The 16454-nt window shown below is 52.9% G+C and carries 14 protein-coding genes and 1 riboswitch; of the genes, 7 read left to right on the top strand and 7 right to left on the bottom strand.

The window, feature by feature from the left end; translation table 11 throughout:
• The first annotated feature begins 10 nt into the window (after positions 1–10).
• The gene (locus tag HWQ15_RS00300) at positions 11–481 is read left to right on the top strand and encodes a DUF1456 family protein (RefSeq protein WP_015572337.1); all 471 of its coding nucleotides are present in this window, start codon (positions 11–13) and stop codon (positions 479–481) included.
• A gap of 107 nt (positions 482–588) precedes the next feature.
• On the opposite strand, the gene metG is transcribed toward HWQ15_RS00300, so the two are convergent.
• Positions 589–2622 (bottom strand): methionine--tRNA ligase, encoded by a 2034-nt coding sequence (metG, locus tag HWQ15_RS00295; protein WP_023300575.1) that lies wholly within the window; start codon positions 2620–2622, stop codon positions 589–591.
• A gap of 137 nt (positions 2623–2759) precedes the next feature.
• On the opposite strand from metG, the gene apbC reads away from it, so the two are divergent.
• The gene (apbC, locus tag HWQ15_RS00290; RefSeq protein ID WP_023300574.1) at positions 2760–3869 is read left to right on the top strand and encodes an iron-sulfur cluster carrier protein ApbC; all 1110 of its coding nucleotides are present in this window, start codon (positions 2760–2762) and stop codon (positions 3867–3869) included.
• Between the two features lie 89 nt (positions 3870–3958).
• Here the strand turns inward: apbC and HWQ15_RS00285 are convergent, their stop codons facing one another.
• Positions 3959–4435 carry a GNAT family N-acetyltransferase gene (locus HWQ15_RS00285; protein WP_045620917.1) on the bottom strand — a complete coding sequence of 159 codons (477 nt, stop codon included), beginning with the start codon at positions 4433–4435 and terminating at the stop codon, positions 3959–3961.
• Positions 4386–4718 carry an RcnB family protein gene (locus HWQ15_RS00280; RefSeq protein WP_022648672.1) on the bottom strand — a complete coding sequence of 111 codons (333 nt, stop codon included), beginning with the start codon at positions 4716–4718 and terminating at the stop codon, positions 4386–4388. The genes HWQ15_RS00285 and HWQ15_RS00280 overlap by 50 nt, the downstream gene beginning before the upstream one ends.
• 455 nt (positions 4719–5173) lie before the next feature.
• Between HWQ15_RS00280 and HWQ15_RS00275 the strand changes: the two genes are divergently transcribed.
• Genes HWQ15_RS00275 through HWQ15_RS00265 form a run of 3 tightly spaced genes read left to right on the top strand, consistent with a single transcriptional unit; the run spans position 5174 to position 8942 of the window.
• Positions 5174–6304: a polysaccharide export protein gene (locus HWQ15_RS00275; RefSeq protein WP_022648671.1), complete on the top strand. Its 1131-nt coding sequence runs from the start codon at positions 5174–5176 to the stop codon at positions 6302–6304.
• A complete protein-coding gene (locus HWQ15_RS00270; RefSeq protein WP_022648670.1) occupies positions 6304–6753 on the top strand; it encodes a phosphotyrosine protein phosphatase in 450 nt (149 codons plus the stop codon). Before HWQ15_RS00275 ends, HWQ15_RS00270 begins: the two co-directional genes overlap by 1 nt.
• The gene (locus HWQ15_RS00265; protein WP_063148512.1) at positions 6753–8942 is read left to right on the top strand and encodes a polysaccharide biosynthesis tyrosine autokinase; all 2190 of its coding nucleotides are present in this window, start codon (positions 6753–6755) and stop codon (positions 8940–8942) included. The genes HWQ15_RS00270 and HWQ15_RS00265 overlap by 1 nt, the downstream gene beginning before the upstream one ends.
• A gap of 52 nt (positions 8943–8994) precedes the next feature.
• Here HWQ15_RS00265 and HWQ15_RS00260 read toward each other — a convergent pair whose 3' ends face one another.
• The 4 genes from HWQ15_RS00260 to HWQ15_RS23425 all read right to left on the bottom strand — a co-directional run bounded on the left by HWQ15_RS00260 (position 8995) and on the right by HWQ15_RS23425 (position 14047).
• Positions 8995–10461, bottom strand: a complete 1467-nt coding sequence (locus HWQ15_RS00260) for an aspartate aminotransferase family protein (protein ID WP_022648668.1) — start codon at positions 10459–10461, stop codon at positions 8995–8997.
• 18 nt (positions 10462–10479) lie between these two features.
• Positions 10480–11856, bottom strand: coding sequence for a diaminobutyrate--2-oxoglutarate transaminase (locus tag HWQ15_RS00255; RefSeq protein WP_032623920.1), 1377 nt, complete (start codon positions 11854–11856; stop codon positions 10480–10482).
• A gap of 311 nt (positions 11857–12167) precedes the next feature.
• On the bottom strand, positions 12168–12611 hold the full coding sequence (locus HWQ15_RS00250; RefSeq protein ID WP_176587352.1) for a hypothetical protein: 444 nt from the start codon (positions 12609–12611) through the stop codon (positions 12168–12170).
• 206 nt (positions 12612–12817) lie between these two features.
• Entirely contained in the window at positions 12818–14047 is a 1230-nt protein-coding gene (locus HWQ15_RS23425) for a YadA-like family protein (protein ID WP_063148514.1), read from the bottom strand.
• Between the two features lie 681 nt (positions 14048–14728).
• A riboswitch (TPP riboswitch) is annotated at positions 14729–14825 on the top strand.
• 35 nt (positions 14826–14860) lie between these two features.
• Between HWQ15_RS23425 and thiM the strand changes: the two genes are divergently transcribed.
• Together thiM and thiD are read left to right on the top strand one after the other, a co-directional pair.
• The gene (gene thiM / locus HWQ15_RS00240; RefSeq protein WP_023306588.1) at positions 14861–15631 is read left to right on the top strand and encodes a hydroxyethylthiazole kinase; all 771 of its coding nucleotides are present in this window, start codon (positions 14861–14863) and stop codon (positions 15629–15631) included.
• On the top strand, positions 15628–16428 hold the full coding sequence (gene thiD, locus HWQ15_RS00235; protein WP_023300565.1) for a bifunctional hydroxymethylpyrimidine kinase/phosphomethylpyrimidine kinase: 801 nt from the start codon (positions 15628–15630) through the stop codon (positions 16426–16428). The genes thiM and thiD overlap by 4 nt, the downstream gene beginning before the upstream one ends.
• The last annotated feature ends 26 nt before the right edge of the window (positions 16429–16454 follow it).

Below are 16454 nucleotides of genomic sequence, written 5' to 3'. Positions count from 1 at the left end.
CGAAGGCTCTATGCTAAGTAACGATATTCTTCGTAGCCTGCGCTACACCCTGAAAGCGAACAATAATGACATGGTGCGCATTCTTGCGCTCTCCGACATGGAATCCACGTCCGCCGGGTTCGACACCTGGATGACTAAAGAAGATGAAGAGGGTTTTGTTCGCTGCCCGGACATCATTCTGTCGGGCTTCCTGAACGGCCTGATCTACGACAAGCGCGGCAAAGATGAATCTGCGCCTGAGCTGGCGCTGGAGCGTCGGGTGAATAACAACACGGTGCTGAAAAAGCTGCGTATTGCGTTCTCCCTGAAAACTGACGACATTCTGGCGATCATGACCGAGCAGAAATTTCGCGTGTCGATGCCGGAAATCACCGCCATGATGCGCGCGCCGGATCATAAAAATTACCGCGAGTGTGGGGATCAGTTTCTGCGTTATTTCCTGCGTGGGTTGACGCAGCGGGTGCATAACCAGAAGGGGTGATTTTTAGCCGGGTGGCGGCCTCGCCTTACCCGGCTAAAAACTCGTAGGCCCGTGCAAGCGTAGCGCCGCCGGGCAAAAAAAAGCCGGATTCTCATCCGGCTTTTTTATTACTTCACCTGCTGACCCGGCTTCGCGCCTTCGTCAGGGCTTAACAGGAAGATGTCTTTTCCGCCCGGGCCTGCGGCCATCACCATCCCTTCAGAGATGCCGAAGCGCATTTTACGCGGCGCCAGGTTTGCCACCATCACGGTCTGACGACCGATCAGCACCTGCGGATCAGGATACGCGGAACGAATGCCGGAGAAGACGTTACGTTTCTCGCCGCCCAGATCCAGCGTCAGACGCAGCAGTTTGTCAGAACCTTCAACGAACTCCGCGTTTTCGATCAGCGCCACGCGCAGGTCGACTTTGGCGAAATCATCAAAGGTGATGGTCTCCTGAATCGGATCGTCCGCCAGCGGGCCGGTCACCGGCGCGGCAGCCGCTTTCACCTCTTCTTTTGATGCTTCCACCAGCGCGTCAACCTGTTTCATCTCGATGCGGTTATACAGCGCCTTGAAGGTGTTCACCTTGTGGCCGAGCAGCGGCTGCTGGATGGCATCCCAGGTCAGTTCGGTGTTCAGGAATGCTTCCGCGCGGGCTGCCAGCTGCGGCAGAACCGGCTTCAGCCAGGTCATCAGCACGCGGAACATGTTCAGACCCATGGTGCAGATCGCCTGCAAGTCGGCGTCGCGGCCTTCCTGTTTCGCCACCACCCATGGTGCCTGCTCGTCGACATATCGGTTGGCCACGTCTGCCAGCGCCATGATTTCGCGAATGGCTTTACCAAATTCACGACTTTCCCAGGCTTCGCCAACCGCAGCGGCGGCGTCGGTGAAGGTTTTATACAGCTCAGGATCGGCCAGTTCGGCAGAGAGCACGCCGTCAAAGCGTTTAGCGATAAAACCTGCGTTACGGGACGCCAGGTTCACCACCTTGTTGACGATGTCCGCGTTCACGCGCTGCACGAAATCTTCCAGATTCAGGTCGATATCGTCGATGCGGGAAGAGAGCTTCGCGGTGTAGTAGTAGCGCAGGCTATCCGCATCGAAGTGGTTCAGCCAGGTGCTGGCCTTAATAAACGTCCCGCGAGATTTGGACATTTTCGCGCCGTTGACCGTTACGTAGCCGTGTACGAACAGGTTAGTCGGCTTGCGGAAATTGCTGCCTTCAAGCATCGCTGGCCAGAACAGGCTGTGGAAGTAAACGATGTCTTTGCCGATGAAGTGGTACAGCTCGGCGGTGGAATCTTTCTTCCAGTACTCGTCGAAGCTTAGGGTATCGCCGCGCTTGTCACACAGGTTCTTGAAGGAGCCCATGTAGCCGATTGGCGCATCCAGCCAGACGTAGAAATATTTGCCCGGCGCGTTCGGGATTTCGAAGCCGAAGTATGGCGCATCGCGGGAGATATCCCACTGCTGCAGACCGGATTCAAACCACTCCTGCATCTTGTTCGCCACCTGCTCCTGCAGCGCGCCGCTGCGGGTCCACGCCTGCAGCATTTCGCTGAACGACGGCAGGTCGAAGAAGAAGTGCTCGGAGTCACGCATCACCGGCGTGGCGCCGGAAACCACGGATTTCGGCTCGATAAGCTCGGTCGGGCTGTAGGTCGCGCCACACACTTCGCAGTTATCGCCGTACTGGTCCGGGGATTTACATTTCGGACAGGTGCCTTTGACGAAACGGTCCGGCAGGAACATGCCTTTTTCCGGATCGTACAGCTGAGAGATGGTGCGGTTTTTAATGAAACCGTTCTCTTTCAGACGGGTGTAGATCAGCTCTGACAGCTCGCGGTTCTCGTCGCTGTGCGTGGAGTGATAGTTGTCATAGCTGATGTCAAAGCCAGCAAAATCGGTCTGATGCTCCTGACTCATTTCGGCGATCATCTGTTCCGGGGAAATTCCCAGCTGCTGCGCTTTCAGCATGATTGGGGTGCCGTGGGCATCGTCCGCACAGATGAAGTTCACCTCGTGGCCGCGCATTCGCTGGTAACGGACCCAGACATCAGCCTGGATATGCTCCAGCATGTGGCCGAGGTGGATTGAGCCGTTGGCGTACGGCAGGGCGCACGTTACCAGAATTTTTTTCGCGACTTGAGTCATAGTAGGCATTACTTCTTTTAACTGTGAAAAGGGTTTTCGATATTACCAAAAGGGGCATTATTAAGTAAGCACAAACCACGGCCTTTCAGGTAAACTTGTTCATCTAAGGTCTTATTCACAAGAACAAAGGAGTCGGGATGAGTTCTCAATCCCAGGCCAAATCACCGGAAGCCTTACGAGCAATGGTCGCCGGGACGCTGGCTAATTTTCAGCATCCAACCCTGAAGCACAATCTCACGACGCTGAAAGCGCTTCATCATGTCGCATGGCTGGACGATACGCTGCACATTGAGCTGCAGATGCCGTTCGTCTGGACCAGCGCCTTTGATGCCCTGAAAGAGCAAACCAGCTCTGAGCTGCTGCGCATTACTGGCGCAAAAGCAATTGACTGGAAGCTAAGCCACAGCATCGCCACGCTCAAGCGCGTGAAAAATCAGCCGGGCGTTAACGGCGTGAAGAACATCATCGCCGTCAGTTCTGGCAAGGGCGGGGTGGGTAAATCGTCGACCGCCGTGAACCTGGCGCTTGCTCTGGCGGCAGAAGGGGCGAAAGTCGGCATTCTGGATGCTGATATTTATGGCCCGTCCATTCCGAACATGCTGGGTGCTGAAAACCAGCGTCCAACTTCGCCGGACGGTACCCACATGGCGCCGATCGTGGCGCACGGTCTGGCGACCAACTCCATTGGTTACCTGGTCACGGACGATAACGCAATGGTCTGGCGCGGCCCGATGGCCAGCAAAGCGTTGCTGCAAATGTTGCAGGAGACGATGTGGCCGGATCTGGATTATCTGGTGCTGGACATGCCGCCGGGCACCGGTGATATCCAGCTGACGCTGGCGCAGAACATTCCGGTCACCGGCGCCGTCGTGGTCACCACGCCGCAGGATATCGCGCTGATCGACGCCAAAAAAGGCATCGTGATGTTCGAGAAGGTGGAGGTGCCGGTACTCGGCATCGTCGAGAACATGAGCATGCACATTTGCAGCAACTGTGGACACCATGAGCCGATCTTCGGTACCGGCGGTGCGGAGAAACTGGCGGCGCAATATCACACCCAGCTGCTGGGGCAACTGCCGCTGCATATCACACTGCGTGAAGATCTGGATAGCGGTAAGCCGACGGTGGTCAGCCGTCCTGATAGCGAATTCACGGAAATCTATCGTCAGCTGGCGGGGCGCGTTGCGGCGCAACTGTACTGGCAGGGGGACGTGATCCCGAGTGAGATCGCCTTCCGCGCGGTATAAGGCCTCTGCGCGTTAGTGCCGGGTGGCGGCTTCGCCTTACCCGGCCTACCTCGATTTTGTAGGTCAGGTAAGCGTAGCGCCACCTGACTTTACCCAAGCCGATAGTGCATCAAATAATACTCTCCTTCCGGAGAATCCCCCGTCGCCTCAATGTGCCAGCCGTGGCGCTGGTAAAACGCAACCGCCCGCTCATTCTTCACCAGACACTTCAGCGCGCCTGTACTGGTAAACGTCCTCTGTACTTGTTCCAGTAACAAACGGCCAACTCCCAGACGCTGATACAGCGGGTCGACAAACAGATTGTGCAAAAAGTTATCATTTTCCCAGACGGAGGCAAACCCTACCCGGTGACCGTCGTGAATCGCAACCCAGATCTGCTCGTCACGCGTTGCGGCGTCAAAATCCTCAAGCTGCCATTCAGAATTGTCCAGCCATGGCCAGGCCACGCGTCGTGCATGCAGGTACAGCGTGCGCAGAAATGGCCGGTCGTCCTCCTGCCAGGGCCGGATCATCGTATCAGCGGTGATAGAAAATATCTCCGTTATAGGCTTTGTAGATTTTGCCATCAGCATCGCCAATCAGAACGTAATTTTCACCCATGTAGGTCCAGTGCGTACCGGCATCGGGCGCGGGAAGGTTACGTAGCTGGTACTGTTTGATGGTGTACTCTGGCGTCTGATACTGCGCGGGCGCGGTATCGCCAATCTTAAATTTGGTGAAGTCGGCGATGAACTCCTGCTCTTCATAAGCCTTAATGCCGGAAGGCGCGGCGGCCGTTTGCGGGGCTGCGAATGCGGAGCCCGCCAGAGACAGTAATACACCCAGAAGCACCAATTTACGCTTAGCCATTTTTTCTCCAGTGATATCGTTACGGATACGCTTGTCTGCGGGGGACAGTGCGGCAGACAGCCCATTTTAAGTATCAAAACAGGGTGTGTTTGAAAAAAAATGTAACAAAAGTGAACGGTTTTGTGTAGTGCCAGCGGTTGTGAGTATTTTTGATATGAATGCGTGCTGATGGGAATAATTCATTGTAACTATCGTTTTGCTGAATTAATTCTGAAAATACATTGTTGCCGTAATTTTATAAACTGTAGATCGTGCTTTTTTTTGCCACAGGCTTTAAGATTTTCAGGAAGATTATATTTTAATTAATTGCCCGTCACAGATCGGGCAATTCGTGTCTTCACTTTTAGATTACGTTTTAGTATTCCCTTGAAAAGAAACTTATTTCAAGCGTGGGTTAGCGCAGGGCTGCGCCCCGTCGGGCGTTCGCTACGAGCAGGGATGATAAGTATATATAAATGAAAAACACAACAGCATTATCTGTAATATTCTTAGCAATAAGTCAGTTGGCGGGGTGCGTAATTTCTCCTGGCCAAACGTTAAGTTCCGCAGGCAAAAAAATAATTGCGCCGGCTGATCTCAATAATAGTTTAGATAAACAAATCGAAATTTATCCACTTACGCCCGGATTAATTGAGAAACTACGTCCCGCAGCAGCTAAATCTCAGGCAAATCCTAATCTTGATGAGCAGGTCAAAAACTGGGAATACCGTATTGGAATCGGTGACATCCTGACGGTCACCGTCTGGGATCACCCGGAGCTGACTACGCCCGCGGGACAGTATCGCAGCGCAAGCGATACGGGAAACTGGGTCAATGCCGATGGCACGCTCTTTTATCCTTACGTGGGTAAACTGCACGTGGCGGGAAAAACGGTTTCCAGAGTGCGCGAGGAGATCACCGCGCGGCTGGATAACGTCATTGAAAGCCCCCAGGTCGACGTCAGCGTTGCCGCTTTCCGTTCGCAAAAAGCCTACGTTACGGGAGAAGTGGCGAAATCTGGCCAGCAGGCCATCACCAACATTCCGCTGACGGTTATGGATGCCGTTAATGCCGCAGGTGGGCTTACTGCTGATGCGGACTGGCGGAACGTGGTGCTGACTCACAACGGTCAGGATTCCCGAATTTCCCTGTATGCCCTGATGCAGCATGGCGATTTAACCCAGAATAAGCTGCTCAACCCTGGCGACATCTTGTTTATTCCCCGCAACGATGCGCTGAAAGTATTCGTGATGGGCGAAGTTGTTAAACAGAGCACGCTGAAGATGGATCGCAGCGGCATGACGTTGGCCGAAGCGCTCGGCAATGCCGGTGGCCTGGACCAGAATATGGCTGATGCGACGGGTATTTTTGTTATCCGATCGGTACGCGAGTCCGGGAAAATTGCGAATATCTATCAACTGAATGCAAAAGACGCTTCAGCCATGGTGCTGGGCACCGAGTTTCAGCTTGAGCCTTACGACATTGTCTATGTCACCACTGCTCCACTCTCCCGCTGGAATCGCGTAATAACACAGCTTGTTCCGACAATCAGCGGGGTGCATGACCTCACCGAAACGGTTCGTTATATCAGATCGTGGCCGCAATAATGTTCGAATCAATACTCGTGGTATGTACCGGAAATGTCTGCCGTTCTCCGATTGGAGAACGGCTTTTGCGCCAGCACTTGCCCGACAGACACATCACCTCGGCGGGAATACTCGGCCTTGAGGGGTATCCGGCGGATGAGTGCGCCCAGGACGTGGCCTGGCGGCATGGGATCTCCCTCGACGGTCATGTGGCGCGCAGGCTGACACGCAGGCTGATGCAGGGATCCGATCTCATCCTTGTTATGGAGCCGGAACATCTTCGCTTCATTGCAGCCATGGCACCGGAAAACAGGGGGAAGTCGCTGCTTTTTGGGCAGTGGTTGGAGCCGCAGGATATCCCAGACCCCTATCGTAAAAGCCGTGAAGCGTTTGAATATGTGTTCGGGCTATTGGGTAAAGCCAGCCAGGAATGGGCACGTCGTTTAGGACAGAAAGGAATAAAGCATTAATGTCGTCTTACACAACAGACAGTTATGGTGCAGGGGCACCCGAACAAAATGAAATCGATCTCGTTCGTTTGCTCGGCGAAATGATCGACCACCGCACGATGATATTGTGCGTGACTTTCCTTTTCACTTTATGCGCGGGCCTCTATGCCTGGGTTACGCCACCTGTTTATCAGGCGGATGCTATGGTGCAAATAGAAAGCAAACAGGATAACGGCCTGCTCAAAGGCTTGAGCCAGCTGGGCACCGATATTTCGCCGGATGTTGCCCCTGAAATTTTACTGTTGAAATCTCGCATGATCCTCGGCGAGACCGTCGACAAATTAGATCTGACGTATCAGGCAAAGCAGCGCGTTTTGCCTGTGGTGGGGCGTCTCTGGCAGCGTCTGCAAGGGCGTGGCCAGGGCAACATAACGTTAGGCGAACTCCAGATCCCGCAGGTGGAGGGCAAAGCGCAAGAACTCACGCTGACCGTACAGGAAGCGGGAAGGTATCACCTGACGGGCGAAAACATTGAGGCAGACGGCCAGGTTGGTAAAACGCTGGTTACGCAAGGGATCGTGCTGCGGGTGACCTCGATTGAGGCGACGCCAGGCACACAGTTTTCGCTTAAGTCGTTGACGCGCCTGGAGACGATCAATGCACTGAAGAAGCGTCTGACGGTCGTGGAATCGGAGAAACAGAGCGGTATTGTGACCTTAACCCTGACGGGTGAAGATCCTGACAAAATCGCCCGGGTGCTGAATGCGATTGCTGAAAATTATCTTCAGCAAAATATCGCGCGCCAGGAGGCTCAGGATTCGCGTAGTCTGGATTTTTTACAGGAGCAGTTACCGAAAATCAGAGCGGACCTGGATCAGGCTGAAGCGCGGCTGAATGCCTACCGGGCGCAGCGCGACTCTGTGGATCTGTCTTTAGAGGCAAAATCCGTCCTGGATCAGGTTGTGAACGTTGAGAATCAGCTAAATGAGCTGACGTTCCGGGAGGCAGAAATTTCCCAGCTCTTTAAAAAGAGTCACCCTACCTACCGTGCATTGCATGAAAAAAGACAAACCCTTGTGCGGGAACGGGATCGTCTTAATAACCGTGTGTCCTCAATGCCCTCCACGCAGCAGGAGATTTTACGCCTGAGCCGCGATGTTGAGTCGGGCCGCACGATTTATTTACAGCTTTTGACGCGTCAGCAGGAGCTGAATATTTCCCGCTCCAGCGCTGTCGGGAACGTGAGGATCATTGATGAGGCGGTTACACTCCCGGATCCGATAAAACCGCGAAAAGCGCTAATCATTGCGCTTGGCGTGCTGTTCGGGCTCATCCTTTCAATGGGGACCGTACTGGTACGTCAAGCGTTCAAACGTGGGATCACGCTTTCCGAACAGCTGGAAGCGCAGGGGATGCCGGTTCTGGCGACGTTACCACGTTCACAGTGGCTGTGGAGTAAAACGCATTTGCGCAGAAAAAATCCGTTTTCTCGTCGCTGGACACACAAAACCTCGGATGTACCTTTCCTGCCAGTCGATCGACCTGCTGATATGTTTGTTGAAGCGGTACGCGGGCTGCGAACCAGTCTGCATTTCACCATGATGGAGGCTGAGAATCGCATTGTGATGATTTCTGGCCCCACGCAGGACTGCGGAAAAACGCTGGTGGCGACGAACCTGGCGGCCATTGCCGGGCAGAGCGGTCAGCGGGCGCTGTTTATTGATGCGGATATGCGCCAGGGTTATGTGCATAATATTTTTGGCCTGGAGAACCGCCACGGATTATCCTGCCTGCTGGAAGGGAAGCGCGACTTTGGGGAGGTCATTCAGCATGCTGAAAAAGGGGGAATTGACGTCATCACCTGCGGCCCGGAACCCCTGCGTCCGTTAGAAATGCTGTTAAGCGAACGGTTCATTGACATCATGTCCTGGGTTAACGAGCAATATGACATTGTCATCATCGATACGCCCCCAGTTCTTGCCGTCAATGATGCTGCGCTGGTTGCCAGAGCAGCCGGAACAACGCTAATGGTTGCCCGTTACGATAAAACCAGCGTGAAAGAGATGGAGAATACCGTTAAACGTCTACAGCACGTTGGCGTGAAGGTCAGCGGCACAATCCTCAACGATATTGTTAAATCCGCAGCGCTGTTTTACAGCTCGGGGTACAGCCAGTATGACTACGGTTATGCTTCGAGGAAAAAAGGATAGGGGCGTCAGGACGGGATAATAAACCCTCTCCCGGATGGGAGAGGGAAAAGCATTACTTCGCCATCACTTCCTGCGCGGTACGCTCAACCAGAGACAGCAGGACTTTAACGTCCTCCAGCGTCACGGTTGGGTTCAGCAGGGTCAGCTTCAGGCAGGTGACGCCGTTATGCTCGGTCACCCCGACGTTTGCGCGGCCGGATTCCAGCAGTGCATCGCCAATTTTCTGGTTCAGCAGGGCGATACCGGCGTCAGCCATCTGGGTCTGCGGACGGAAGCGGAACAGCACGCTTGCCAGCTGGGGTTGCATAACCAGTTCCAGAGCAGACTGCTCTTTTACGTAAGCCGCAACCTGCTGTGCCAGCGTCACGCCGTGATCGATAATTGCCGCGTATTGCTCCTGACCCAGCGCTTCCAGGCTCATCCACAGTTTCAGCGCGTCGAAACGACGGGTGGTTTGCAGAGATTTGGAAACCAGGTTAGGCACGCCCGCTTCTTCATCGAACTCAGAGTTCAGGTAAGCCGCCTGATAGCGCATCAGCTCATAATGACGTGCTTCTTTCAGCAAGAAGGCACCGCAGCTGATGGTCTGGAAGAACTGCTTGTGGAAGTCCAGCGTCACGGAATCCACCAGCTCGATGCCGTCCAGGTAGTGACGATACTGCTCAGACATCAGCAGCGCGCCGCCCCAGGCCGCATCAACGTGTACCCAGATATTCTGTTTCGCAGCCAGCTCAGCAATAGCACGCAGCGGATCGATAGCACCCGCATCCGTCGTGCCGGCCGTGGCCACAATTGCCAGAATCTGTTCGCCGTTCGCGTTGCACTGTTCGATTTTCGCCGCCAGATCGGTGAGATCCATGCGGGAGAATTCATCAGTTTTCACCTGCACCACGGACTGGTAGCCCAGGCCCATCAGCGCCATGTTTTTCTGCACGGAGAAGTGGGCGTTTTCAGAGCACAGCACGCGAATTTTGCGCAGATCGCCCACCAGACCGTCCTGCTGTACCGAGTGGCCCTGACGCGCGAAGAACGCATCACGCGCCAGCATCAGGCCCATCAGGTTACTCTGGGTGCCGCCGCTGGTGAAGACGCCTGCGTCGCCAGCCTGATAACCCACGCGGGTACGCAGCCATTCGATCAGCTTGATCTCAATAATGGTTGCGGACGGGCTTTGATCCCAGGAGTCCATACTCTGGTTGGTGGCGTTAATCAGCACTTCCGCCGCCTGGCTAACCACCAGGCTTGGGCAGTGCAGGTGCGCCACGCACTGCGGGTGATGAACGGACAAACTGTCTTTCAGGAAGAACTCCACGGCGCGTTCAATCGCCGCTTCGTTGCCCAGCCCTTTCGGGTTGAAATCCAGCTTAATACGGTCGCGCAGCTCCGCGACCGTTTTGCCCTGGTACATCTCAGGTTGTTTCAGCCACTGCATCACAGCCTGAGTGCTTTGTTCAATCGCCTGCTGGTAAGCTTCAATGCTCTGGGCAGAGGAGAACAAAATTGGGTTTGAATCAGACATCGTAATCAACAACTCCGGTTACGCCGGGCGAACGCCCGCAGCAAGCAGTGCCTGCTCGAATTTATCCAGGAAGACTTTCAGCTCGTCATCGCTGATCAGCAGTGACGGCAGCAGACGCAGAACGATACCGTTACGGCCGCCACGCTCCAGAATCAGGCCTGCTTCGAAGCACTTCTTCTGGATCAGTGCAGACAGCTCGCCATCGCCCGGGAAGCAACCCATGTGGTCGGCGGCTTCATGTGGCTTAACGATTTCAATACCGATCATCATGCCCAGACCGCGAACGTGGCCGATCACCGGATAGCGTTTCGCCATCTCTTTCAGCTGGCCTTTCAGCCATTCGCCCTGTGCGGCCACTTTGCCCGCGATATTCTGGTCTTTCAGGATCTTCAGCGTCGTCAGACCGGTTGCCATCGCCAGCTGGTTGCCGCGGAAGGTACCGGTGTGGTGACCAGGCGCCCACGCATCGAACTGCTTCTTGATACCGAGCACAGCCAGTGGCAGACCGCCGCCAACTGCTTTGGACATCACGATGATGTCAGGCTCAATGCCTGCGTGTTCGAAGGCAAAGAATTTACCGGTACGGGCAAAGCCAGCCTGAACTTCGTCGAGGATCAGCAGAATGCCGTGTTCCTGAGTCACTTTACGGATGCGCTGCAACCACTCAGCCGGAGCCGGATTCACGCCGCCTTCGCCCTGAACAGCTTCCAGGATCACCGCGGCAGGTTTACGCACGCCGCTTTCAACGTCGTTGATCAGGTTATCGAAGTAGTAGGTCAGCGCCTTCACGCCCGCTTCACCACCGATACCCAGTGGGCAGCGGTACTCGTGTGGGTAAGGCATGAACTGGACTTCTGGCATCATACCGTCAACCGCTTCTTTCGGAGACAGGTTACCGGTGACGGACAGTGCACCGTGGGTCATACCGTGGTAACCACCAGAGAAACTGATGATACCGCTGCGACCGGTTACTTTTTTCGCCAGCTTCAGCGCCGCTTCAACGGCGTCAGCCCCGGACGGGCCAGTGAATTGCAGGCAGTACTCTTTGCCCTGACCAGGCAACAGAGAGAGGAGGTATTCTGAAAACGCGTCTTTCAACGGCGTAGTCAGATCCAGGGTATGTAACGGCAAGCCGCTGGTAATGACATTTTGGATGCTTTTCAGCACATCAGGATGATTGTGGCCAAGCGCGAGGGTGCCTGCGCCTGCTAAACAGTCAAGGTATTCTTTATTATCTGCATCGGTGATCCACACGCCTTCTGCTTTCGTGATCGCTAAAGGCAGTTTGCGCGGATAACTCCTGACGTTAGATTCAAACTCGGCCTGACGGGCCAGATAGGTTTCGTTGCTTTTGTGGGCATCTACGGTGTCAATACGGACTTTATCCGTCATCATATCACTCCTACAACCGCCGCTTCGTTATGAGCAACGATTGAATAAAAAGTTAAAAAACAGATGGGGCCTGAAAAAAACGCCGCCAATATAGAGCCTTTTGTCACCGGGCTCAATGGTTAATTTGTTTACTGTTTTGTGACACAGGGCACAGGGGAGGGGATAACCTCATTTTCCGGCAAAAATATGCAGTTTATTCTCAATAAAAACAGTGGTTTATATATGGATTGTCAGCATTGTAAAATCAGATGAAAGAGTGTGGCAAATTGTGCGCCTGGCAGGCTAAAAGGAGGCGGAGAGCCTCCTTAGACTGTTTATTTTTGGGTAACGCGTAAAACGCCGTGTTCACGTCCCTTTGTTTTATTCCATGACGCGTCCGTAATACCGTTTTCATCCAGGCTTGTCGATATCACAAAACCGTTACCATGGATCTCATAGAAATTCGCATTCAGACGTTTAACGCTGGCTTTTTTGCCGTTCACGGTAGCGCTAAAAAAGCCGTTAGAAAGGGTAGCGTTAACCGTATCCGACGAGAACGAGGCTTCGCGAAGGGGATCGTGAACGGATGCCGTTGGTTCGTGTTGTGCCGCGTTTTCCGCTTTGGTTTTGCTGATATCGCAAGATCCATCGCCAGCGCTAATTTGCGTGCATCCCGAGCGCTCTAACTGAGCACGATAGTGTGCGCTAATGGCGTGTGCAGGCGAAATACACCCAGCAAGTACGGCAGCGCTTAACACTAGCATCATTGATTTTTTCATTTTATCACCTTAAAAACGACACAAATAATAAGAAACGTACATAATGCCGATCCAGACCCCGACCGAAATAAGCAATAGATACAGGGCAGCTGAAATAAAAATGTGTTTGAGCATGTTATTGGCCATCATCATACTTTCCATCAGCGAAGTACTGTCGCCCTGAAAAGCTTCCTCTATTATGAATGTAGTCGAGTTACGTGTTTTTCTTAAAAGCCAATCCCGATGCCTGCGCCCATAGCAAGATCATTATTTGTAGAATCGCTTACGCCAGCTTTAACGATGGTGTTGCTACCAACGTGGAAGGATGCACCCACACTAACAGCTTGCTCGTCTTTAAAGCTACCTACACCAGCAGAGAACATGACAGCCTGATCTTTCTCTACTTGAGGCATAGAGGCGATAGCTACAGCGCTAGCAGCACCTGAACGGGCTTCTTTCTTATTGCTGTCAACTTCATCTTTCAGGCTCTTGAATTGAGAGTTAGTGTTAGCTTGCGCTTGTGCGAACACTTGTTGAGCAGCTTTCAGATCTTTAGCTTGTGCTGTAGTTTGGGTATTGAGTGACTTAACCAGATTGATAGTTTTAGTATCAACTTCTTTCTTAGTGATGGTAGTTGTGATTCCGTTAGAGCCAGCTTTACCTGCATCCCCTTTATCACCTTTAGCGCCAGTGTCGCCCTTATCACCTTTGATGGAATCTCCTTTATCTCCTTTCTCACCCTTAACACCTGGAGCACCATCTTTCCCAGCTATACCTTGTGCGCCTGTATCACCTTTTAAACCTTGCGCACCAGTTGCACCTGCAGCGCCTGTAGCACCCGTTGCCCCGTCTTTACCGTCAACACCATCTTTACCATTCACACCGTCTTTAGGTGGTGTTTGGTTCTCTAAAGCGGTGATCCGTTGATCATGGTTAATCAATACAGAACCTTGTAACGCGCTTTCATCTTGCAATGATTTAATATCGGAACCATTGTTAACAACACCTTGTAAAGCAGTGTCTGCTTTGTTTTTAATGTCATCAATCAAAATATTTTGTTTGTTGTCGGTGGAGATCTGATCAGCTTTGTTATCATCTACTTTCTGATTCAAAGTAGAGTTAAATTGTGCATTAGCATTAACACCAGCTTGAGCAGCATCAGCTTTATTTACAGCAGTGTTAGCAGTATCTTGTGCATTATTGATAGCAATGTTTGCCTTCTCAACATCCCCTTGCAGATTATAGATTTGTCCGTCTTGTTGAGTGTTGCTAGCCTTGATGTTATCAAGGTTATATGCGGTGTTGTTAGTCCCTTGAACCTGAATAAAAGCACCTGAATTGGTAACATTATCGTTAAGATTTACATTTACATCAGCAGCTTTAGCTACGTTCATTGAACCAGCAAAAAGAGCACCGATAATAGCGACAGCGATGACGGTTTTACTAACAGGTTTCATTTGAAATGACTCACAGTGTTTGGCAGATAAAATATACGCTAGCGATATTGCTAACGTTTGTTTAAGCAGAGCTGAATGGGTAAGTTTAAGTGTGTCGAATTTAATAGTTGTATTTAATATTTATGTTGGTAACGGAGCGAAACTATAGATATTTCGCGGCGAGAAATATTGATTTTGATCATGTTTCTTATTAATAATAAGAATGATGAGAAATAATGCTCTTGCATTGTTTCTTCTTTAAAATCAATTTGTTGTGATGCGCTTGTGAACTGTCTTAATTTAAAATTATGATTTTTATGAGATTTTATTTTAACACTTATGCGGTTTTTATTTAAGTGATGGAAATTAAGGTTTACACGGGGGTTTTCAAATGAAAATCACAACCTTTAAAGCTGAAAGTAAACATTATCGAGCGGGTGTGTTTAAATAAAGGGCAAGATATTCTTCCGTAAGATTTTCAATGTAGACATTAAATAAAGTTATTTGTAATGTGAATTCAATGTTAGTTATTTATTCAGTACAAATAATACCGGAAAACGAACAATAGAATTTCTCATTTTTATGTAACCTGAACCCGTCTGTACCTTCTGAGGCAGTGAGATAAAGGGAAAATGGTTGTCAGCAGGCTCAACCACGGGTACACTAAATAACAAAGTATTGTTTAAACTTTTGTTTTATAAATGATTTGACTCGGGGTGCCCTTCCTTGTGAAGGCTGAGAAATACCCGTATTACCTGATCTGGATAATGCCAGCGTAGGGAAGTCAGATGCCTACCCGGTCATCGCTTCTTTCCGCACGGCAGGAGCGAAACCATGCAGCCTGACCTGCTCGACTCACACGTTTTACATCAATTCCGAACCCGTTCCCCGCTCACGCACTGTATGACCAACGATGTCGTGCAGACCTTCACCGCCAACGTTCTGCTCGCGCTCGGTGCTTCCCCGGCAATGGTGATCGAAGCCGAGGAAGCGGAACAGTTTGCCGCGCTTGCCGATGCCCTGCTCGTCAACGTTGGCACGCTCACCGCGCCGCGCGCCCAGTCGATGCGTCGGGCTATTGAGAGCGCGGTAGCCGCGGGCACACCCTGGGTTCTGGACCCCGTCGCGGTTGGCGCGCTGGCGTTCCGCACCCGTTTTTGCCAGCAAATATTATCCCTTAAACCTGCGGCCATTCGTGGCAACGCCTCCGAAATCCTCGCCCTTGCCGGAATGAGTGCGGGCGGACGTGGGGTCGATTCCACCGATACGGCAGCGAGCGCGTTGACCGCTGCGCAGGCGCTTGCCCGCCAGACCCACGCCGTTGTAGTCGTCACAGGGGAAGTGGATCACATCACCGACGGCCAGCGAACCCGTACGGTCGCGGGCGGCGACCCGCTGATGACCCGCGTGGTAGGAACTGGCTGTGCGCTCTCGGCGGTCGTCGCCGCCTGCTGCTCGCTGCCTGGCGACAGGCTTGATAACGCGGCGGCAGCCTGCGGCTTTATGAAGCGCGCAGGGTCAGTTGCCCTGACTCAAAGCCGGGGGCCCGGCAGCTTTGTCTCCGCGTTTCTGGACGCGCTTTACGCGCTGGAGGAACAGGTATGACGCGCATTAATGCCCTGACTATTGCGGGAACCGATCCAAGCGGCGGAGCGGGGATCCAGGCAGACCTGAAAACCTTCTCTGCGCTCGGCGCATACGGGTGCTCGGTTATCACCGCGCTGGTTGCGCAAAACACGCGCGGCGTACAGTCGGTGTATCGCATTGACCCGGATTTTGTCGCCGCGCAGCTGGATTCGGTATTCAGCGACGTACGTATCGACACCACCAAGATCGGCATGCTGGCAGAGGCGGACATTGTTGAAGCGGTCGCTGAACGTCTCAAACACTACCAGATAAAAAACGTGGTGCTTGATACCGTGATGCTGGCCAAAAGCGGCGATCCGCTGCTCTCCGCCTCGGCTGTCGACACCCTGCGTAAAAAGCTGCTGCCGCAGGTTGCGCTGATCACGCCAAACCTGCCTGAAGCCGCCGCGCTGCTGGATGCGCCACACGCGCAAAACGAACGTGAGATGAAAGAGCAGGGGAATGCGCTGCTGGCGATGGGGTGTCGCGCGGTGCTGATGAAAGGCGGCCATCTTGATGATGCAGAAAGCCCGGACTGGCTTTTCACCCACGATGGCACGCAACGTTTCACCGCGCCACGCGTCCAGACCAAAAACACCCACGGCACGGGCTGTACGCTCTCGGCGGCGCTGGCGGCGCTGCGTCCTCGTCACGCCACATGGGCGGATACGGTGCAGGAGGCGAAGGTCTGGCTCTCGGGCGCGCTGGCAAAAGCCGATTCTCTGGAAGTGGGTCACGGTATTGGTCCGGTTCACCATTTTCATGCATGGTGGTAAGCCGTATACTGGCATGAAACTCATGC

Origin of the sequence: Enterobacter sp. DSM 30060 (assembly GCF_013375955.1) — a bacterium.
Lineage (GTDB): Bacteria > Pseudomonadota > Gammaproteobacteria > Enterobacterales > Enterobacteriaceae > Enterobacter > Enterobacter intestinihominis.
Note: the sequence above shows the minus strand (reverse complement) of the source record. Positions and strands in the feature narration are given on the sequence as shown.